The sequence below is a fragment of the Spirosoma foliorum genome (genome assembly GCF_014117325.1).
Taxonomy (GTDB): domain Bacteria; phylum Bacteroidota; class Bacteroidia; order Cytophagales; family Spirosomataceae; genus Spirosoma; species Spirosoma foliorum.
The window spans coordinates 4733195-4753436 of sequence record NZ_CP059732.1; the positions used below are offsets into that span (position 1 = coordinate 4733195).

Sequence of the window (20242 nt, forward strand, 5' to 3'; positions counted from 1 at the left end):
TTAGCTTTGTTTCGGCCATTTGAGGTGGCTCATTTTCGTCACCATTCAACAGAATACGCCCACTAATACATGACTAAGATGGCGACTAATCCATTTATAAAGTATGTCAATAAGACGGTGAGTCGAACCGATTGGCAACGGGAAGTAGAAGCTTTGTATAACAACTATTATCTGATTTCTCTATTACTAGCTTCCCCGTCGACTGCATCGGCCCATGAGGTTAGTAAGTTGCGACGTTTACAGTCAGCTTTGCTCAAAACTATTGAACAGTTTGTAGCCGAATTAGATCAGCAAACAAAGCAAACTCAATCCTCGTCGGCCATGGTCTGTTTGCTGAAAACTCATGTAACGGTCATGCAAAAGCTTAACGGTCAAATCGGTAATCTATTAAAGGAACAAGGGGCTGGTGTGAGTTAAGGAGCACAAACAAGTTGTCCGTCTCAATGGTTGCGTTGGCTCATTCGATGCGTATCGGATGCCAACGTTAGTTGTTAGGCAAAGCCGTTTTCGGGCGGTGTTGTTGTCTAAAACGCAGGGGTGACACACCATTGGCTTCCTTGAAACTGAATGAGAAATAAGATAGGCTCCCAAAGCCACATCGGTCGGCAATCTGCTGAAGACTATAGTCGGTTTCTAACAGAAACACGGTAGCCCTACGAAAACGGTGGTCTTTTAGCAGTTCACTAAAGTTGCGTCGGAGGTATTTCTTTAGGTTCCGTTGCATCGCCGACAGACTCATGTTCATTTCCAACGATAATTTATCGGCGGTCAAGGATGGATTACTAGCCTGCTGCTCGAGTAGCTCGCTAAAGCGCTTAATGAACTGAATTTCGGTTTCCTGATGAGCGGCCGCCTGCTCTAATTGGTGCAAGACTAACTCAGTTTGTCCACGGGTGATATTATTAACTTTTAGGAGTAGTTCTTTTTGCAGGAAGGGCTTGAACAAATAATCAACAGCGCCTGCTTCTAAGCCCAGAAGTTTGTCCTGTTCAGCTACTCGGGCAGTTATAAAAATAACCGGAATTGACCGGTAAAGAGCGTGTCTGTTTGTTGCCCGGATAAATGCAATGCCGTCCATGTTGGGCATCATGACATCGCACAGGATTAGATTGGGCCGAAAAGAGGGTAGTAATTCAAACGCCCTGATTCCATCTGGTGCGGTTTTAACTTCGTGATTACTTAATTCGAGCTGCTCACTGATATTTTCCCTTAACTGCAAGTCATCCTCGACTACTAATATCTTTGCCATTAAAGGTAGTTATATACATTATATCAAAAGTAACTATTTTTTTATAAATAATTGTTAATATATCAATGAATCGATCTAACCATATGTTACTAATAGGGCCGAGATGGCGACAGCTAGACCCCGGTCGGCGCACCGACTGCGGCCACTTGACAGTGATAAAAAAAAGCCGTCTCCCGAAGTACTCTATTGGTGGGACGTTTTAGTTGACTGCTAATACAAACGACCGCAACGGCGGCCCGGCGCAAGTCGAGCGCGGCTCCGAGACTAACCGCACAGGCGGCCCTGCGTGAGTTATTTCTTTTTTGTAAAAAACTACCTACATCATCGAGATTTCTGTCCAATAAAAAGATATTTAGACTTACTTATGGTCTATGTAATAGTCTATAAATTAATAATTTACACGACATTGAGGCTCAGCTATCACCTGATAATTACTTAGCCACTCACTCGGTCATGTTCTCTTATGATCCCTTTACGGAGACAGGCATCCAGGCGACTATCATGCTTAACCCTCAGTGGACGATTGAGTTTGCATTAGATGCCGGGAACGATATGAACATTGGCACCAATTCTTCGAGACTGACCGGTCAGGCATTTGTTCGTTATGTGGCCAAGAACAATAACAACTCGCTCTGGCTTGGTTTTAATGAGCTTGGAAGAGGTACGTATGAGAACAGCCATGACAATTTGAATCATGTTGCCGGTGTTTGGGGACACAAGTTCAGCAACTCCGTCCACATGATGACCGAAGCCTACTACGAATGGGAACGCGACGCGGCTTTAGGTGGCTCGGCCAGCGATGGCCCGGTTCGCTATGGTGCCGGTGGTGGACAAGGGACGATTATTCCGGGCATCTCGGGGGCAACGGGATTTGTTAACTACTTTAATATCCAGACCTCTCCGAAAGATTATCTCTGTATCCGTAATGATTATCTGCGAGATATGAATGGATGGCGCACTGGCTTTCAAACCAGTTATATCAGTCACACACTGGGCTTCGTTCACCACTTTGCCAACTGGCTCACGTTCCGTCCCGAAATCCGGTATGATTATAACCTGGATAATGACGTTACGCCTTACGACCTGGGTACGAAGAAGAATCAATTTGTCGCTACCATGGATATGATCGTTCGCTTTTAAGTCCATTCACTCATCTTATTGTACTATGAAAATGATAATCATCGCCCTGATGAATTGCCTGCTACCAGGTGCGGGCGTGAAAGCTCAAACTGCTACAGCGGATTATACCGCCCGGACAAGTAGCGGTATTTACCAAAGTTCAGCGGATTTTGAGCAGGGCAAGCTGACTTTACCCGCTGATTGCCAGCAAGAGAAAAGTAAAGTGCGAATGAATGATTTTCTAAACAGTCCCTTTTTGACTGTCATTCACCAAGGGAAAAAATATGTGTTTCCCAAGGACAGCATTTTTGGCCTGCGCACCTGTGAAGGACACGATTTCCGCATTTTTCACCGGCGCTTGTACGAGATCGAGGAGCTGAAGTCGATCGTCATTTACCGCTCCATAGCAATCGAATCCAGTGGTGCTAAAGGTGTAAAGCAGGTAGACCGATTCTACTTCAGCGCCAGTGTCGATTCAGACATTCTACCACTTACCTCCACACCAATCGAGCAAACGTTTTCTCATAACCAGAAACTACATGACCTACTGGATGCCTGGTTACAGGGCAATCGCGATGCCATTAGCGCTTATGATGCCTACTATCATACATTCAAAATAAACCGGCTTTTGCAGGCATCCAATTAGTGATTCTATTCGGTTGCTTTTCCTGACAACCTTATTTATAGTTTGTTGTACTCATGTAAGGTATCCGCCAACGGCGGATACCTTCATTGTTTTAGGTCTGTTTATTCACCAGTAGTAGACAACCTTAGGATCTTGAGCAGGTAAGCAAGCTTAACAATACTCCCAATTTGATAAAATCCTTTATCAAAACGATCAGGTCAAAATAGACTTATCCCCAACCACAGCAACTGCTAACTTTCTGGTTATTATTCACTTATAAATTAGATAAACGCTATGGCACGATATTGATAGCAGGGCTGTAGAACCTATTGATCAATTCGATGAAAAACGAGATTAGCCGCAATGAGTTACTTAACATACTCGCCAATCGGATTCCTGAAGCGCGACGAGAGTTTATGCGTATGCCTGATCAACTTAGTGTAGCCGCTATTCTGAACAAACTATTTGATATAACAGCTAGCCTCATCAGCCAGCATAAGTTCAGAGTTGTGAAACGGTGTTTGCTGGTAGCAGAAGACTTGTTAAAAGAGGGTGATCATGACATTAGGACAAGCTTGAAAACCGTTTATATGTATCGACTAGCTACGTTACTCTATAAACGGGATGCCCAATCAGAATTTGTTCATTTTCTGTTACCTATCGGTCTGCGCACCGAATTTCATCGTAATACGTATCCGGATGAATAGATCAGGAAAGTGCTATACTACTCCTAACTTCTCTTTGCTACTTAAGTATCCAGTCAATGGCCTGACTCCTCTCAGATAAAGAAAACGTTTTTATTTTCAGGCCTAGAAACTGATTATTCAGCTTGGCTAAAACGCCTACCCGCTCATTATCGGTGACGACGGCTGCTTTTCATAGACGCTCAAATACGTTGCATCGGCTTTTAGGTTTTCCCAAAAAGCCTAAGATGAAATGGAACCTATGATTAACTAGTCGACATAAGCCCCTAGTTTGCCTGGATACTGGGTGAATTTGCTTTTGATCTAAGCAATCAGTGGAGTGATACCGTTTCAAAATGATAAATCACCATTTCAAAATGAGCTGTATTTTTAGCGTCATGAATTAACCTTTACTTCGTAATGATCAGATACATAGCTAATTAAATTTACTACGGTAAAACTGGCCCTGAATTGGCATACTCATTTAGAAAAGTATGCTAGAGTATGGAAACCATCATTGATCAAAGCTGCTTACGTAGCTTATTAATCGAGCAAATACCAGAAGCTCGAAATGAGTTTGGAGCTTTACCTGGGGAGGCCAGTGTGTACACCACCCTTCATAAACTTTGCGAAGTAACCTCAGTGCTGGCGCATCAGAATAGATTCAAAGCCGTCAAACACTGTCTATTAGCCGCGGAGGAATTGTTGACGCATGCTGAACCGAAGATCAGCAATGCCGTTTGTACGATTTACGTCTATTACATAAGCCTGTTGCTGGATAAACGGGACTCTCGGGCAGAAGTAATTCATTATATGTTGCCTCTGGCGTTACGTACTGAATACCGTCGTCAATTAACAACCTCCCTTCCATAATCTCATAAAGTTAACGGGCTGTTTGAGCAGCTTATTAACCATGGACACTGACTGTAGAATTTCAATTGCTTCTCGAGAGCACTTATCGCAGGCGGATTCGATCTGCCGACAAATGGCTCTGAGTGCTCAGAGCCGGGGAACCGGTATTGCCGGTCGTTCGCCTGAATCGATTCGTAAAAAAATGGAAGAAGGTAAAGCTATCATTGCTACGTTACCGAATGGGCAATGGATTGGCTTTACGTACTTGGATGTATGGGAAGAAGGAAAATTTGTTTCTCAATCGGGTTTGATTGTCGACCCTGCTTTCCGGCAACACGGCGTGGCCAGACGACTTAAATATGCTTTGTTTACGTTAAGTCGGCGGCTTTTCCCCAAGGCAAAAATTTTTAGTATCACGACTAATCAGGCCGTCATGAGCCTGAATACTCAGCTTGGTTTTCGGCCAGTCGCTTTCTCAGAATTACCTCAAGAAGCTCGTTTCTGGGGGCAATGTGCAAGCTGTCAAAACTGTGATATTTTAATCCGAACAAGCAAAAAATACTGTCTCTGCACGGGTATGTTATTCGATCCGGCCTTCTCGGCTTCAGCAAATCCTGCTAAAACATATGCCTTTGTTCCCTGATTCCCTGCCACTGATTGTATCCAGCGTCGAAACGATAACCCTCAAAGCATTGTTGAAGGACCCATCCGTTTTTCATTCCGAGTGGCCAGAATATTTTCAAAGTAGAGTTGCGACAAGTTGTTCCCTAAATCGATGCTTGGTACCATTTTGGTGATTGACGACGAACCTAAGCTGCGGCAGCTCATGGCTCGCATCCTGAGTTTGGAAGAGTTTAAAGTTTTGGAAGCCGATTCGGCTCGAAGTAGTCTACGCGTACTTCAGCAAGCTGAAGTGCATGTCGTGGTGTGCGATGTCAAGCTTCCCGACGCTAATGGGATCGAACTGACGGCTCAAATCAAACTAGCGTATCCAGCCATCGAGATTATTATTCTAACAGCCTATGGAACCATTGCCGATGGGGTAATGGCGATGAGAAACGGCGCGTTTGATTACATCACGAAAGGGGATGACAATGACAAACTCATCCCGTTGGTGAACCGGGCCATGGAAAAGGCTCAATTACAATGGCGAATTAAGCAACTGGAAGATCAGGTACAGCAGCGGTACAGTTTTGACAATATAATTGGGCAGTCGCGGGCGATTCGGCAGGCCATTGAACTAGCCCGTAAAGTCGCAGCAACCGATACGACGGTGCTGTTAACTGGTGAAACGGGCTCGGGAAAAGAGGTATTTGCTCAAGCCATTCACCAAGCTAGCCCGCGTCGACTAGGCCCGTTTGTGGCGATTAACTGCGGAGCCCTTAGTAAAGAGATATTGGAAAGTGAGCTTTTTGGCCACCGCGCTGGGGCTTTTACGGGGGCTAACCGCGACCAGAAGGGATTATTTGCCGAAGCGCATAAAGGCTCCCTATTTCTAGACGAAATTGGAGAAATACCACTTGACCTTCAGGCAAAACTACTGCGCGTTCTGGAAACGCACGAGTTCACTCGTGTCGGCGATACGAAGCCTACCCAGGTTGACGTTCGCATCATTGCGGCCACGAACCGTAGTCTGGAGCAGGAAGCCAGCCGAGGTCATTTTCGGCTCGATTTGTATTACCGGCTGTCCGTATTTGCCATTGAACTTCCCAGTCTACACGCACGCCGTGAAGATATTCCCTTGCTAACAGAACAGTTTGCCCGGATTAGCGCCGTAAAATTGGGTAAAAAACCGATGGCCCTCAGTCCCACCTTTTTAGATGTTCTCATGCGCTATAGTTGGAAGGGGAACATTCGGGAGCTAAGAAACGTCATTGAACGGGCTGTCATTCTAAACGATGGATCTACTTTATTGCCTGAATCTTTACCCCTAGATGTGCAATCATCGGCGAATACCATTACAAGTTCAGCATTTGACCTGGAGACCGTCGAAAAAAAAGCATATTGCTCAAATCCTGTATTATACGCAAGGTAATAAAGCGGAAACAGCTCGATTACTCGGTATTGGTTTAAGTACGTTGTATCGAAAAATTGAGCAATATCAGTTGATAACGACAACGGCTATTCTCATCTCAGCAGCTAAAGCCATTTACTGCTGTTGACAGCCTACCTAATACATACGCTTTGGGGCTCTTGTAGTAGCCCCTGTCAGTCTAGGACAGCGTATACTCTACCCATCTCTGGTTTGCGTATATGCTGTCCTATATGTTTTCTATAGCTTCATTCTATAAAACCGGTTTCTGAACGCTTCAATGCAAGAGTTGCATTAATCTATATGTACTTTATCCCTTGTAATTTAAGTTAACCCAAACCTTCTTATTTGCACAGATTAATTATTGATTTACTACCGATAACGCTAGCTAAGAACTTTACCAAACTGAGAAAAAACCTTACCAAAATGGTAAGGTTTTTTGTTTACTCCCACTTCTTTCGCTGACTGAACATTGCAATAAAATACTAATATTCAGCCGATTATCTAATAAATTAATTACTTCAAAAAAGTTTGGTTAAGTTTTTGGCATAGTGTGGTAAACTAAACAGTATTACTCAAAAACTATGGGTACGCTTCTGCTTCTACTTGGTTCGGCACTTGGTTGCTTTTTCATTTTCTATAAAGCCATTGAGTGGTTCGAACGCATCTAAATAAACACTACTGACCATGATTACTCTCGTCTTTATTGTCGCGTTGCTGGTTTTCGCCTACATGTTATACGTGTTAATTAAACCAGAAAAGTTTTAACCTATACTAACTACACAATGACAACTGAATGGATTGGCGTACTGGTCATGTATGGACTAACGGTCCTGCTGGCGATTCCGCTGGGCAAGTTTCTTGCCAAGGTTTTTAAAGATGAGCCGAACGCGTTCGACTTCATGAAGCCGTTAGAGCGACTCATTTATCGTCTGGGTGGCGTTGACCCAACCGCTGACCTGACCTGGAAACAGAATCTGGTAGCGCTTCTGACGATCAACATGGTCTGGTTTATACTGGCCTTCGTTCTGCTATTAGTTCAGGGAAGTTTGCCACTCAATCCGGATGGTAACCCCTCGCAAACCCCCGACCTGGCTTTCAATACGGCCATTAGTTTTATGGTCAACTGCGACCTACAACACTACTCCGGCGAATCCGGTGCGACCTATCTGACGCAATTGGTCGTCATGATGTTTTTGATGTTCACCTCTGCGGCAACCGGTATAGCTGCAGCCGTCCTGTTGTTTCGCTCGTTCCTGCCGAAAATGACTGAAACGGTTGGTAACTTTTATGTCCTGTTTACAAAAGCCATTACCCGGCTCTTGTTGCCCGGCTCACTCCTAATCGCCTTAATCTTAGTCTTTAACGGAGTACCTGCTAGTTTCGACGGTAAAGATACGATTGTATCGATGCAGGGCGATACGGTTGGGGTTTCGCGGGGACCGGCAGCGGGTATGATTGCCATCAAGCACCTGGGTACCAATGGTGGGGGCTGGTTTGGTGCGAATTCAACCCATCCGCTGGAAAGCCCTAATTACCTGACTAATATGGTTGAAATGATCGCTCAAATGATCATTCCCATTGCGATGATTTTCGCCTTAGGCTTCTTTATCAATCGGAAACGCTTTGCCTGGATGATTTATGGGGTGATGACCATTGGCTTTCTGCTTCTGGTTATTCCAACCATTTTCACTGAATTAGGGGGTAGTCCAGCTATCGCTCAACTGGGTGTTGGGCAACCAACGGGCGCTATGGAAGGTAAAGAAGTCAGGTTTGGCACGCTGGCTTCGGCCTACTGGAGCATCGCCACAACGATCATTTCAACGGGATCGGTCAATTCCATGCACGACTCCTCAATGGCTTTGTCAGGTGTTATGGAACTATTGGGCATGATGGTAAACGCGTTCTACGGGGGCGTCGGGGCTGGTTTGCTGAACTTTTACTTTTTCCTGATCATTGCCGTCTTCATTTCGGGACTGATGGTTGGCCGGACTCCCGAGCTCTTCGGTCGGAAAGTGGAAGCGCGTGAAATCAAGATTGCCTCGATTGTCGCCTTGCTGAGCGCTTTCCTGGTAAAAGGTGGTACGGCGTTGGCAGCCTGGATTTTTATGCAGTACGGCGATGCAGCCGGGGTGGCGTCCACCTGGGCAGTTAAACCCTCCGCCTGGTTGAACAACCCTGGTTTTCATGGTTTCTCAGAAATGCTCTATGAAATGACCTCGGCCAATGCCAACAACGGATCGGGCTTTGAAGGGCTGGGCGATAACAACTTCTTCTGGAACTTCTCAACGGGAATCGTGCTGATTGTGGGCCGGTTTATTCCCATCATTGGACCAGTTGCTATTGCAGGCTTGCTGGCTCGTAAAAAGTATGTTCCCGAGTCATTAGGTACGCTACCAGTTGATACGGCCACGTTTGGACTGATGATTTTTGCGGTCATTTTCATTCTCACGGCACTATCCTTCTTTCCAGCACTGGCCTTGGGACCACTAGCTGAATATTTCTCACTTAAATAAAATTAGTTACGCCGGTAATCTGGCGTACTACCTCTATACATACTAAAATGGCAAAGCAATCATCTTCCCCCAGCCTGTTCCAACGGGAACTCGTCGGGACAGCCATCCGAGAGTCATTTGTAAAATTGAATCCTGCCATCCTGATTAAAAACCCGGTGATGTTTACTGTCGAAATTGGCACCTTGATCATGGTGTTCGTGACGGCTTATATTGCGCTTTCGGGGGATACCACGCAGGGGTCATTGACCTACAATATCGTTATCACGCTTATTCTGCTCATCACGGTCCTATTCGCCAATTTTGCTGAAGCCATTGCTGAAGCGAGGGGTAAGGCACAGGCCGAATCGCTCCGGAAAACCCGGCAAGAGACCCCCGCTAAAGTTATCCGACCAGTAGGGAATATGAAACTCGATGAGGTGCAAACAATCTCGTCCGCACAACTTAAAAAAGGCGACGTATTCATCTGCGAACCCGGTGATATTATTCCGTCGGATGGCGAAATCATTGAAGGCCTGGCGACTATCGACGAATCGGCCATTACCGGGGAATCAGCTCCGGTAATTCGCGAAGCGGGTGGTGATAAATCCTCGGTAACGGGTGGTACGAAAGTACTTTCTGATAAGATTAAGGTAATGGTAACCACGCAGCCTGGTGAATCATTTCTGGACAAAATGATTGCGCTCGTGGAAGGCGCTACCCGGCAGAAAACACCGAATGAAATTGCCTTGACGATTCTGCTGGCTGGTTTTACGCTTATTTTTATCATTGTCTGCGTCGCCTTGAAGCCTTTTGCCGACTACGCCAACACCCCCATCACGATAGCCGCCTTGATTTCGCTGTTCGTCTGTCTGATTCCGACGACTATCGGTGGCTTGTTATCGGCCATTGGGATTGCGGGTATGGACCGTGCGCTACGGGCCAATGTCATTGCCAAGTCAGGACGGGCCGTTGAAACAGCGGGCGATATTGATACGTTGCTGCTCGATAAAACGGGAACCATTACTATTGGTAACCGGAAAGCCACGAATTTTTATCCTGCCCCAGGTATCAAACAAGTTGATATGATACGCATTTCGGCGCTTAGCTCACTGGCCGATGATACGCCAGAAGGTAAGTCGATTGTCGAACTGGCAGGCCTTGATGTCACCCGGAATCTGAATACGAACGGCTCTAAACTAATCAAGTTTACGGCCGAAACACGCTCGTCAGGTATTGATTTGCCTACCGGTGAACGAATTCGAAAAGGGGCAACGGATTCAATCCGTAACATTGTCGAGCGGGCGGGCAATAACTTCCCCCCCGAAACGGATAAAAAAGCCAAGGAGATTGCTGCCAACGGCGGAACGCCCTTGGTTGTCATCCAAAACGAAGAAGTTAAGGGTGTTGTCGAATTACAGGATATTATCAAACCGGGTATTGCTGAACGCTTCGAGCGGCTCCGCAAGATGGGCGTAAAAACGGTGATGGTGACAGGCGACAACCCACTGACCGCCAAGTTTATTGCGGAAAAAGCGGGCGTCGATGATTACATAGCTGAAGCCAAACCGGAAGATAAAATGCAGTACATCCGCACGGAACAGACTGGCGGTAAACTGGTAGCCATGATGGGAGACGGTACTAACGATGCGCCCGCCCTGGCCCAGGCTGATGTGGGCGTAGCGATGAACTCAGGAACGCAGGCGGCTAAAGAAGCCGGTAACATGGTGGACCTGGATAATGATCCAACCAAACTCATTGAGGTCGTGGAAATTGGTAAACAGTTGCTCATCACACGGGGTACGCTAACGACGTTCTCCATTGCCAATGACGTTGCGAAGTATTTCGCCATTGTTCCCGCTCTGTTTACGCTGTCAATTCCAGCTTTGCAGGCTCTCAACATTATGCGCTTGCACTCCCCCGAGTCAGCAATTCTGTCGGCGGTGATTTTTAACGCCATCATTATTCCGATGCTGATTCCGCTAGCCTTGCGCGGGGTAGAATATAAACCAATTGGCGCTAGTGCCCTGTTACGTCGGAATCTATTGCTCTACGGGGTTGGCGGTATTATAGCTCCCTTTATCGGGATCAAATTGATTGACCTGATGGTCGGATTATTTGTCTAAAATCAAATTCGAGCCTTACGTATATAGGATCTCGTTATAAACAATAAAAATCATGAAAACCCATATTGGACCAGCCATTCGATTGACACTTGTCATGCTGGTATTGTTAGTGGTTATTTATCCCCTTGTCGTGGCAGGCATTGCCAAATTAGCCCCCGGTGCAGGAAAAGGAGAAACGGTTACTGTAAACGGTAAAGTGGTAGGGTACAAGTTAATTGGCCAGAAATTCACCGAAGATCGGTATTTTAACAGTCGCCCGTCAGCTGTAGAGTACAATGCAGCCGGATCAGCCGGTTCGAATAAAGGCCCATCGAACCCAGATTACCTGAAAACAGTACAGGCCCGCATTGATACGTTTCTGGTTCATAATCCAGGTGTTAACAAAGCTGATATTCCCGCCGAGCTGGTAACAGCCTCAGGTTCTGGTTTAGATCCGGATTTGTCACCTACCGGAGCCAAAATACAGGTGGCTCGTATTGCTAAAGTACGGGGCATCTCGGCAGAGCAACTGAACCAATTAGTTGATCAGCATACGGAAGGGCCGCTGTTAGGCATTTTTGGCCCCGCCAAAGTGAATGTGTTAGCGCTGAATGTAGCTCTTGATCAGGTTAAATAATCTATTACCGGTCAGTCCGGCCTTCAACCGGGCCGACCGGTTTATTGATCAGACACCACTATGATACCGCAATATATCGGGCTTGGGTTGTTGTTTGGCCTGGCCGTTGGGTTAGCCATCGGAGCTGGGTGGTATATGAACCGCGTATTCAACGGCAAGAAGAGCGGATTCGATGTTCTGGCTCCGCTGGAAAGGCTTCTATACCGACTAGGCGGCATTGACCCGACTCAACCCATGACCTGGCGGCAATACGCCGTAGCTATGCTGACCATCAACGGCTTGTGGTTGGTGTATGGACTTATTGTGTTACTGGTGCAGGCAGCTATTCCTATCTGGAATCAGGGAAATATTCCATCGATGGAATGGACACTGGCCATCAATACAGCGATCAGTTTCCTAACCAGCACGAACCTTCAGCACTATTCGGGCGAAAGTGGGGCTACCTACTTCAGCCAAATGGCGGTGCTGACTTTCCTCCAATTCGTTTCGGCGGGAACGAGTCTGGCCGTTGGGGTGGCCGTGGTGCGGTCATTGCAGGCTAAAACCAGTTCGAGTGTCGGTAATTTCTATCAGGACTTTTTGCTGTCAATTACCCGAATATTTTTGCCCATATCCCTGCTCAGTGCGGTACTGCTGTCGTTCACGGGCGTTCCGATGACCTTCGAACCGTATCAGGTCATTAAAACCCTGGAAGGCCATGAGCAAACTGTAACAACCGGACCGGTAGCGGCTATGCTGTCGATCAAACATTTAGGCTCAAACGGGGGCGGATTCTACGGGGCGAATACCGCGCATCCATTTGAGAACCCCAACTTCGCCAGTTACATCATCAACCTGATCGATGTGTTTCTGCTGCCGATGGCATTTGTTGTTTTCCTGGGCTATTTCCTGAACCGCCGGAAGCTGGCCGTCATCTTGTTCACAGTCATGACGGGTTGCTGGCTGGCGCTAACTATCCCGACGATACAACAGGAATTGGGCGGGAACATAGCGATTAGTCAGATGGGAGTTGACCAATCGGCTGGGAGTCTGGAAGGGAAAGAGATACGATTTGGTACGCTGGCGTCGGCTTTCTGGTGTGGGGTAAACGTTGTGATCCCAGCTGGTACACTAACCTCAATGCACGACAGCTATACACCCCTGTCAGGGGTATTTATGCTGCTGGGAATGCAATTGGATGCCTTTTATGGCGGGGTAGGTACAGGCTTTCTTTATATGTTTCTGTATATCATACTGGCTATCTTTATTGGCAGTCTGATGATTGGCCGAACCCCTGAATTAGTAGGTAAGAAAGTAAGCATACCTGAAATTCAGATCGCCACATTCGTCATTGTTATCCTGCCCTTTTTGTATTTAGCGGCCACGGCGATAGCGGTGGTCATTCTGGATGCCAATCCCGACATCGGCTGGTTGAGCAACGGGAACGCCCGCCCGGCCGGTTACCATGGCTTCACGACAATGCTCTATGAGTATGTGTCGTCTGCCGCTGGCAATGGGTCGGGTTTTGAGGGTCTTGGGGATAATACGCCCTTCTGGAATCTATCTACGGCGGTGGTAATGCTGCTGGGCCGGTTTATTCCCATCATCGGGCCGCTGGCTATTGGTGGTCTTTTATACCAAAAGCAGTATACCCCACCTACGGCAGGCGTATTGCCCACTGAATCGTGGACATTCGGACTGTTGCTGACAGCTATCATCTTCATTATCGGCGCGTTAAGTTTCTTTCCGGCCCTTGCGATTGGCCCAATCGCTGAATTTTTAACTCAGGGCGCAAAGCCCTGATTTCTCAAAAAATTATGCCTGAATGTACTAAGAAGATCACTAGGCATGATCAATAACGTGAGTACAACAAAACAATAATTATGAAAACTATTTTTACAACATTAGCCCTGGTTGCTGGTATATTGACCACTTCGCTGGCCCAGACAACAGATACAACTAGGGTCCCCGCGCCAAGGCAGGCTGCGACAGTGGCAACCCCCAATTCTGGATTAACCGTGTCGGGTTATATTGAAGCCTATTACAGTTACGATTTTACAGCGCCTAAAACGGCTCAGGAACGTCCCGTCTTCCTCTATAATCACAAACGAAACCGGGAGGTAAATGTCAATCTGGCCTTTATAAAGGGAGCTTATGTGGGTGAGCGTGTTCGGGCAAACCTAGCCCTTCAGGTCGGTACGTATGCCCAATACAACTACGCAGCTGAGCAAGATCTAATAAAAAACATTTATGAAGCTAATGCAGGCGTCAAACTCAGTAGTAAGAAAGACCTCTGGCTGGACGCCGGGATTTTCTCCTCGCACATTGGTTTTGAAAGTGCGATCTCGAAAGACTGCTGGACGCTGACCCGGAGTATTCTGGCCGAAAACTCACCCTATTATCTGTCTGGTGCCAAATTGACCTATACTACGTCGAATGGTAAATTGACGCTGCTAGGCTCGGTGCTAAACGGTTGGCAGCGCGTCACCAAATTACCGGGTTACAGTGGTCCATCGATAAGTACCCAGGTCCAGTTCCGCCCTTCCTCCAAGCTGACGCTGAACTGGAGTACGTTTCTGGGATCGGATCGTCCGGATTCGCTCAAGCAGGGACGGTTCTTTAATAACTTCTATGCCATTATCAATCCAACGGGCAAGTTCGGGGTAATCCTGGGCTTTGATATTGGCTCTGACCGCAAACCAATTATCAGTGGTGATCGCCGGGTAGGCAGCGGTTCGTATGTGTGGTATTCGCCGGTTGTTATTGCCCGGCTCGCAACGAGTGCTAAAAGTTATCTGGCTGGCCGTATTGAGTATTACGACGATAAGAATGGTGTCATCGTTGCGACCAGCACCCCGAACGGATTCCAGACCTGGGGGTATTCGCTCAATTATGACTACGCTATTTTGCCCAATGCTCTCTTCCGAATCGAAGGCAAAGTGTATAATAGTAAGGATGCCATATTTGAAACGACGAGTGGATTTGGACGCAGCAATACGTCACTGACCACCAGTTTGGCCATTTCTTTCTAACCTATACCCGGTTTGTCCTAAACCCTGACCCTTTTGACCGTGCGGATCAAGCGAATATATCAAATCCTGAGCGCAACGCTGATCGTGTTGCCAATCCTGGTTCTTTTAGGGAACTGGGAGCGGCTACCCGATCAGTTACCGATTCATTTTGACCAGTTTGGGCAAGCCGATCAATTCGGTACCCGTTATCAGTGGCTAACGGGCATTTCCTGGTCAATTCTAGTATTGAGTACTATACGAATTGTTTTTCTAAACTTAATTAGTCGTCAGCCAGGTATAGGGCGTTCGCAACTCGTCAAGTTATACCTATCTACAGCGGTACTCATGATGGGCGCTTCGATCCTATTGATCGGGCAGGGTATCTGGCAAAAGCCTCTGTATCAGGAATGGTTACCGATTCTTTTCTTTTTATTCGGCAGCAGCTTTATCTATTACGGGGTGCCTGCCGAACTGCCCACTGAACCGTTTAAACCAAAGCAGGCCAATCAACTTCTCGTCCAACAGTTAGCGATTCGCCAGCGAGTACATAGCTTAACTCGCCTGGTGACCATACGAGTCAACCTACTGGCCGGGTTGGTCATGTTCTTTGTTCGGTGGCAGGATCGCTGGTCGGTAGGCATTCTGGCTAATTTGCTGGTCTATGTATTTATTGCCGGGTATTCATTTTATCAGCGTCGACAACTTAATGAAGTATAGCAACTATACAGTTTTAATGATACGTCCCCATGACTGACGAAAGAGATCAATCGGCAGACCAATTTCTTCGACTTATTCAGGAGTCCCGCCGGGGAAAGTTTAAGATTTACATTGGTATGAGTGCTGGGGTGGGTAAATCTTACCGCATGCTACAGGAAGCCCACGCGCTCCTAAGGAGCGGCATCGACGTTAAAATTGGGTTTATTGAAACCCATAACCGGGCCGAGACCCATGCGTTAATTGATGGTTTGCCCATCATTCCGCGTCGGAAGCTATTTTACAAAGGACGTGAACTGGAAGAAATGGACGTACAGTCTATTATTAACCAGCACCCAGAACTGGCTATTGTGGATGAGTTAGCCCATACTAACATTCCGGGGTCAAAAAACGAAAAACGCTGGCAGGACGTACTGGAAATTCTGGACGCCGGTATCAATGTCATTTCGGCAGTCAATATTCAGCATATTGAAAGTCTCTACGACGAAGTGCATGAGATTACCAACATCGACGTAACGGAACGCGTTCCGGACCGGGTGCTGCATATGGCCGACGAAGTGGTGAACATTGACTTAACCGCCGATGAGCTGATTACTCGACTAAAAGAAGGTAAAATCTATGATCAGGCCAAAGTTGCTACAGCACTGACCAACTTTTTTCAGGCTGATAAAATTTTACAACTGCGCGAATTAGCCCTTCGGGAAGTCGCTACGGCGGTCGAACGTAAGATTGAGACGAGTCTACCCATTAATTTAAAGGCTAAGCCAGAGCGGTTTATGGCCAGTATTAGCTCGAACCCGGAAATTGCCCGCCGAGTTATTCGCAAGACAGCCCGGCTGGCGGCTTATTACAACTCCCGCTGGTATGTGCTCTACGTACAAACACCCGCCGAAGATCCCGACCGCATTCGGCTGGATCTGCAACGCCACCTAATTAACAATTTCAAACTGGCGACCGAGTTAGGTGCCGAAGTCATTCAAGCGAAAGGTGCTAATGTCGTCAATTGCATCATGGAGGAAGTGCAGAAACGAAACATCACGACAGTCTGCATAGGGAAACCTCATTTTAACCTGATTCAGATCATTCTGCGCACGTTTGCCTTTAACCAGTTGCTCACCAGACTTTCTGAGTCAGATACGGACCTGATTATTCTTTCCTGATTATGACACTCAAAACCAAAGTATCGCTCTCGTTCGTCTTTCTGTCTGGCATCATTCTCGTGCTTGGGGGACTAGGTGCTTTTTATTTAAATCAACTGGCCGAGGATTCGAAAGCGATCCTGAAAGACAATTATATCTCGCTGGAATTTGTCAGCAACATGCAGAAAGCGCTGACTACGCTCGACGATCCCGATGCGCTCACTGACTTTGAGACAAACCTGAAAAAACAGGAGTCTAATGTTACTGAAGTCGGTGAAGGCGAGCCCACCCAGGCTGTTCGCCGGGAATTTACCCGACTTCGGGCGGGCGCTACTGATACGCCAACGATTAACCGCATCCGGCAGCATCTTTTTGCCATTGATGATGTGAATCGACAGGCCATTATTAGTAAAAGTAAAATAGCTGAACAAACCGCCAAGGATGCCCTGCTCTGGCTGGGCTCGATTGGTACGTTCTGTTTTCTGATTGTTTTCTCGTTTGTCATCAATATTCCCAGCTACATCGCCGGACCCATTCGGGAATTAACCCGAGGCATCAAGCAGATCACCAGTCGAAACTTTGAAGAACGGCTACACATTCGATCCAGCGATGAATTTGGCGAACTGGCCCGCTCGTTCAATTCCATGGCCCAGAAGCTATATGAATTTGAACATTCGAACGTGGCTAAGCTCCTTTTTGAGAAAAAACGAATCGATACACTGGTAGAGATCATGAGTGAAGGCATTATTGGCCTGGATGAGCGCCGTCGGATTTTGTTTATTAACCCAGTTGCTGAGCGCTTACTGGGCGTGGAACGGCAAAAGCTTATCGGCCAGTACGCGCCCGATGTAGCGACCTCCAATGATTTATTTCGGTCTCTTATCCAGGATATTATGGTAGAACCTGATTTAGCATCCACGCCGTTGGTTGCTCAGTCTCCACTAGCAGAGACTGGTTCAGGACTTTTAAAAATTTACGACCCTGGCCAAAATGGGAAAGGAAAAGAGTGTTACTACAACAAAGAAATCCATGCCGTTAAAGTGACGCCAACGGGTGAAAATCAGGCGGTTAACGCTGGCTATGTGATTGTCCTGCTGAATATTACGTCTTATAAAGAATTAGATCTGGCCAAGACCAATTTCATTGCTACCGTTTCTCACGAGCTAAAAACGCCAATTTCAGCCATCAAAATGAGTCTAAAACTCCTGACGGATAAACGCCTGGGAAGTTTGAATAGTGAGCAGCAGGAAATGGTCACGCATGTCGAGGAAAACACGGATCGATTATTACGCTTAACGGGTGAATTGATGAACATGGCCCAGGTCGAATCAGGTCAAATACAGCTCCAAATCCAGGCGGCTGATCCAGCCGAATTGGTACAGGTGGCCACCAATGCGCTAAAGACCCAAGCTGAGCAGAAACAGATTCAGTTTAAACTAACTATACCCACCAGTTTACCTGCTGTGAAAGCTGATTCGGATAAGGCTTCCTGGGTGCTGATTAATTTTCTCTCCAATGCTGTTCGGCATAGCCCGGATCAGTCTTCGATTGACATAACCGTCAAACAAGTAGAGGAACAGGTGGAATTCACGGTGCGTGACTATGGCCCCGGTTTGCGTGAAGAACACCGGGAGCGGGTATTTGACCGCTATTTTAAAGCGCCTGGCCTCAATGGACCCTTTAGTGGAACGGGGCTGGGACTGGCCATTTCCCGGGAGTTTATTCAGTCGATGGGAGGAAAAATCGGATTACATCCCGACGTAACACCCGGAGCCGAGTTTTATTTTCGACTGGCAAAAGCATAAACCTACGTTCAAATCTGCCTGGTCAGCCATAGCTTAGGTAGCGTATACTATCCGAAAGTCTAGCGAATTCTGAACAGGTTCATGAAAAATAGCTATCAATGGTTGGGTAATTTAATTACTTATATACCCATGCTGTATGTAGTCCTGATTTGGGACCGAATGCCAGCTCGATTACCGGTTCATTTTACGGAAACAGGCCAGGCGGATCAATTCTCTACACGAGATAGCTGGTTATGTACCCTGCTGATCATGTTTGTTTTATTGATCATCTTTCGTTCATCCGTTCTAAGTCTACTTCTAAAGCGGACTGATTTACCCGAGCCTCGTCGAATTATTCTCCAGCTTTTAACGGCCAGCTTTGTCGCCAGCGTTCTGCTGATCTATATTCTGCAAACGACATTGAGCGCCCCCATTTACACAGATTATTTACCCATTCTACTCTCTTTTTTTTGGGGCGGGTATCTTGTATTTCTCGGATCGCAAGCCAACGATTCCAGTGAAAAAGGAAATGACAGTAGTGCCAAAAGATAAGCGTTCTCAGATTTTACAGTACCTTCAGACGGTATCATTCCTGGTTACCATCCGGGTCAATATACTGGCTGGACTAATCATGTTATTTGCCCAGCTTGCTGATCGATGGATGATCGGAATTTTGGCAAATTTACTGGCGTTTGCGTGTTTAACGCTTCTAGCTTGCACACAATTAAACGATGTTGTCTGATGAGCACATCATTGGAGCACTGACATGGCTTCGTTTACGCATGAATCAATCTCTTCGCTTAATTTAAGTAAGTAATGGATTCTTGATTTAACGATACAGTATACAAATGCAACAAGAATTAGCAAGCCCAACTAAGCACGCTTTCACGTGGCTCGATCTAAACGATCCTTCACCAGATGAACTGAATAAGGTAGCCAAGCAGTACGATCTGTATTATACGGTCATTAAGGATTGCCTGGAACCCGATCATCTGCCAAAATTTGAATCGATTGGACCGGTCAACTTTATTATTACCCGCATCTATAACCCCGATAAAGATACGGACGGCGACACCATTCAGGAGCTAAGCAATAAAATCGCTATCTTTTATAGCAAGGAGTTTATCATTACCGTCCACCGGAGCAGCCAGCCGGTGCTGGACGAAATTAAGAATCGCTTTGTAGACCCAGGTCATTGTGGATCAACTTCTGAGTTGACTATTCGAATTGTCCGCTGGGTACTCAACAGTTACATCGATCCGGGTTTAGCCCTAGCCAAAGAATTAGATGATTACGAATCTGCTTTATTTTTAGGCAAACCGACCAAACAGGTTCTTCAACAGCTCTATTATCTTAAACGCAAAGCGTCCTCCGCCAAACGAATTTTATCCTTAACGGAAGACATACTTCATTGTTTACAACGTAGTGAGGGCGATTCTCCGGTCCTTCAGGACACACTGGATCTGCATCTGAAAGCCCGCACGATTTATGAACAACTGGAAGAAGCGGCTACGCATTTGCTTACTATCTACCTCTCGATGGCATCTCAGCGCACCAATGAAGTTATGCGGGTGCTTACCGTCTTTTCGGCATTCTTTCTACCACTGACATTTATCGTAGGTATTTATGGAATGAATTTCGAGCGTATGCCCGAATTAACTTGGCGCTATGGCTATCCCACTACGCTGCTGGTTATGATCGGTGTGGCTGGTGGCATATATGGATGGTTTAAACGGGTGGGTATGAGAGACTAGACGGGACAACTTAGACCTTCTTATTCACTATAGTTGCTATAGTTATCCTGAATTCAATTTTTCTCCA

General features: G+C 46.6%; 18 protein-coding genes and 2 pseudogenes. 18 read left to right on the forward strand and 2 right to left on the reverse strand.

Features of this window, described 5'->3' with window-relative positions:
- Nucleotides 1-78 precede the first annotated feature (78 nt).
- The gene (locus tag H3H32_RS20130; RefSeq protein ID WP_182457444.1) at nucleotides 79-417 is read left to right on the forward strand and encodes a hypothetical protein; all 339 of its coding nucleotides are present in this window, start codon (nucleotides 79-81) and stop codon (nucleotides 415-417) included.
- 67 nt (nucleotides 418-484) lie between these two features.
- Here H3H32_RS20130 and H3H32_RS20135 read toward each other — a convergent pair whose 3' ends face one another.
- The gene (locus H3H32_RS20135; RefSeq protein ID WP_182457445.1) at nucleotides 485-1249 is read right to left on the reverse strand and encodes a response regulator transcription factor; all 765 of its coding nucleotides are present in this window, start codon (nucleotides 1247-1249) and stop codon (nucleotides 485-487) included.
- Nucleotides 1250-1654: 405 nt separating this feature from the next.
- On the opposite strand from H3H32_RS20135, the gene H3H32_RS20140 reads away from it, so the two are divergent.
- The 3 genes from H3H32_RS20140 to H3H32_RS20150 all read left to right on the forward strand — a co-directional run bounded on the left by H3H32_RS20140 (nucleotide 1655) and on the right by H3H32_RS20150 (nucleotide 3700).
- The gene (locus H3H32_RS20140; RefSeq protein ID WP_374191846.1) at nucleotides 1655-2389 is read left to right on the forward strand and encodes an outer membrane beta-barrel protein; all 735 of its coding nucleotides are present in this window, start codon (nucleotides 1655-1657) and stop codon (nucleotides 2387-2389) included.
- A 25-nt stretch (nucleotides 2390-2414) separates the two neighbouring features.
- Nucleotides 2415-3014, forward strand: a complete 600-nt coding sequence (locus H3H32_RS20145; protein WP_182457446.1) for a hypothetical protein — start codon at nucleotides 2415-2417, stop codon at nucleotides 3012-3014.
- 320 nt (nucleotides 3015-3334) lie between these two features.
- Nucleotides 3335-3700 carry a DUF7674 family protein gene (locus H3H32_RS20150; protein WP_182457447.1) on the forward strand — a complete coding sequence of 122 codons (366 nt, stop codon included), beginning with the start codon at nucleotides 3335-3337 and terminating at the stop codon, nucleotides 3698-3700.
- A gap of 37 nt (nucleotides 3701-3737) precedes the next feature.
- Here H3H32_RS20150 and H3H32_RS38300 read toward each other — a convergent pair.
- A pseudogene (locus H3H32_RS38300) lies at nucleotides 3738-3857 on the reverse strand (SpoIIAA family protein); the annotation flags it as partial.
- A gap of 323 nt (nucleotides 3858-4180) precedes the next feature.
- Here H3H32_RS38300 and H3H32_RS20160 point away from each other — a divergent pair.
- The 14 genes and pseudogenes from H3H32_RS20160 to H3H32_RS20225 all read left to right on the forward strand — a co-directional run bounded on the left by H3H32_RS20160 (nucleotide 4181) and on the right by H3H32_RS20225 (nucleotide 20175).
- Complete coding sequence (locus H3H32_RS20160) at nucleotides 4181-4549, forward strand: DUF7674 family protein (protein WP_182457448.1); 369 nt, start codon at nucleotides 4181-4183, stop codon at nucleotides 4547-4549.
- Between the two features lie 40 nt (nucleotides 4550-4589).
- Nucleotides 4590-5171 carry a GNAT family N-acetyltransferase gene (locus tag H3H32_RS20165; RefSeq protein ID WP_182457449.1) on the forward strand — a complete coding sequence of 194 codons (582 nt, stop codon included), beginning with the start codon at nucleotides 4590-4592 and terminating at the stop codon, nucleotides 5169-5171.
- 132 nt (nucleotides 5172-5303) lie between these two features.
- Nucleotides 5304-6690, forward strand: a pseudogene (locus H3H32_RS20170) (sigma-54-dependent transcriptional regulator).
- 557 nt (nucleotides 6691-7247) lie between these two features.
- On the forward strand, nucleotides 7248-7328 hold the full coding sequence (locus tag H3H32_RS20175; RefSeq protein ID WP_020599353.1) for a potassium-transporting ATPase subunit F: 81 nt from the start codon (nucleotides 7248-7250) through the stop codon (nucleotides 7326-7328).
- Nucleotides 7329-7345: 17 nt separating this feature from the next.
- Nucleotides 7346-9076, forward strand: a complete 1731-nt coding sequence (gene kdpA / locus H3H32_RS20180) for a potassium-transporting ATPase subunit KdpA (RefSeq protein WP_182457450.1) — start codon at nucleotides 7346-7348, stop codon at nucleotides 9074-9076.
- Nucleotides 9077-9123: 47 nt separating this feature from the next.
- Nucleotides 9124-11178, forward strand: coding sequence for a potassium-transporting ATPase subunit KdpB (kdpB, locus tag H3H32_RS20185; protein ID WP_182457451.1), 2055 nt, complete (start codon nucleotides 9124-9126; stop codon nucleotides 11176-11178).
- A gap of 52 nt (nucleotides 11179-11230) precedes the next feature.
- Nucleotides 11231-11794: a K(+)-transporting ATPase subunit C gene (locus H3H32_RS20190; RefSeq protein WP_182457452.1), complete on the forward strand. Its 564-nt coding sequence runs from the start codon at nucleotides 11231-11233 to the stop codon at nucleotides 11792-11794.
- A gap of 60 nt (nucleotides 11795-11854) precedes the next feature.
- The gene (gene kdpA / locus H3H32_RS20195; protein WP_182457453.1) at nucleotides 11855-13576 is read left to right on the forward strand and encodes a potassium-transporting ATPase subunit KdpA; all 1722 of its coding nucleotides are present in this window, start codon (nucleotides 11855-11857) and stop codon (nucleotides 13574-13576) included.
- 80 nt (nucleotides 13577-13656) lie between these two features.
- On the forward strand, nucleotides 13657-14805 hold the full coding sequence (locus H3H32_RS20200) for a porin (RefSeq protein ID WP_182457454.1): 1149 nt from the start codon (nucleotides 13657-13659) through the stop codon (nucleotides 14803-14805).
- Between the two features lie 39 nt (nucleotides 14806-14844).
- A complete protein-coding gene (locus H3H32_RS20205; protein WP_240543835.1) occupies nucleotides 14845-15501 on the forward strand; it encodes a DUF1648 domain-containing protein in 657 nt (218 codons plus the stop codon).
- A 29-nt stretch (nucleotides 15502-15530) separates the two neighbouring features.
- Nucleotides 15531-16658 carry a sensor protein KdpD gene (locus tag H3H32_RS20210; protein WP_182457456.1) on the forward strand — a complete coding sequence of 376 codons (1128 nt, stop codon included), beginning with the start codon at nucleotides 15531-15533 and terminating at the stop codon, nucleotides 16656-16658.
- A gap of 2 nt (nucleotides 16659-16660) precedes the next feature.
- Nucleotides 16661-18442: a sensor histidine kinase gene (locus tag H3H32_RS20215; protein WP_182457457.1), complete on the forward strand. Its 1782-nt coding sequence runs from the start codon at nucleotides 16661-16663 to the stop codon at nucleotides 18440-18442.
- 81 nt (nucleotides 18443-18523) lie between these two features.
- Nucleotides 18524-18973 (forward strand): DUF1648 domain-containing protein, encoded by a 450-nt coding sequence (locus H3H32_RS20220; RefSeq protein WP_182457458.1) that lies wholly within the window; start codon nucleotides 18524-18526, stop codon nucleotides 18971-18973.
- Nucleotides 18974-19269: 296 nt separating this feature from the next.
- On the forward strand, nucleotides 19270-20175 hold the full coding sequence (locus tag H3H32_RS20225) for a magnesium transporter CorA family protein (protein WP_182457459.1): 906 nt from the start codon (nucleotides 19270-19272) through the stop codon (nucleotides 20173-20175).
- The last annotated feature ends 67 nt before the right edge of the window (nucleotides 20176-20242 follow it).

Bases quoted from the DNA above. Each gene is read 5' to 3' on its own strand.
- H3H32_RS20130 (WP_182457444.1), top strand. From the start codon at position 79: ATGGCGACTAATCCATTTATAAAGTATGTCAATAAGACGGTGAGTCGA.
- H3H32_RS20225 (WP_182457459.1), top strand. From the start codon at position 19,270: ATGCAACAAGAATTAGCAAGCCCAACTAAGCACGCTTTCACGTGGCTC.
- H3H32_RS20220 (WP_182457458.1), top strand. From the start codon at position 18,524: ATGAAAAATAGCTATCAATGGTTGGGTAATTTAATTACTTATATACCC.
- H3H32_RS20175 (WP_020599353.1), top strand. From the start codon at position 7,248: ATGATTACTCTCGTCTTTATTGTCGCGTTGCTGGTTTTCGCCTACATG.
- H3H32_RS20190 (WP_182457452.1), top strand. From the start codon at position 11,231: ATGAAAACCCATATTGGACCAGCCATTCGATTGACACTTGTCATGCTG.
- H3H32_RS20215 (WP_182457457.1), top strand. From the start codon at position 16,661: ATGACACTCAAAACCAAAGTATCGCTCTCGTTCGTCTTTCTGTCTGGC.
- H3H32_RS20210 (WP_182457456.1), top strand. From the start codon at position 15,531: ATGACTGACGAAAGAGATCAATCGGCAGACCAATTTCTTCGACTTATT.
- H3H32_RS20150 (WP_182457447.1), top strand. From the start codon at position 3,335: ATGAAAAACGAGATTAGCCGCAATGAGTTACTTAACATACTCGCCAAT.
- kdpA (WP_182457453.1), top strand. From the start codon at position 11,855: ATGATACCGCAATATATCGGGCTTGGGTTGTTGTTTGGCCTGGCCGTT.
- kdpB (WP_182457451.1), top strand. From the start codon at position 9,124: ATGGCAAAGCAATCATCTTCCCCCAGCCTGTTCCAACGGGAACTCGTC.
- H3H32_RS20165 (WP_182457449.1), top strand. From the start codon at position 4,590: ATGGACACTGACTGTAGAATTTCAATTGCTTCTCGAGAGCACTTATCG.
- H3H32_RS20160 (WP_182457448.1), top strand. From the start codon at position 4,181: ATGGAAACCATCATTGATCAAAGCTGCTTACGTAGCTTATTAATCGAG.
- H3H32_RS20135 (WP_182457445.1), bottom strand. From the start codon at position 1,249: ATGGCAAAGATATTAGTAGTCGAGGATGACTTGCAGTTAAGGGAAAAT.
- H3H32_RS20145 (WP_182457446.1), top strand. From the start codon at position 2,415: ATGAAAATGATAATCATCGCCCTGATGAATTGCCTGCTACCAGGTGCG.
- kdpA (WP_182457450.1), top strand. From the start codon at position 7,346: ATGACAACTGAATGGATTGGCGTACTGGTCATGTATGGACTAACGGTC.
- H3H32_RS20200 (WP_182457454.1), top strand. From the start codon at position 13,657: ATGAAAACTATTTTTACAACATTAGCCCTGGTTGCTGGTATATTGACC.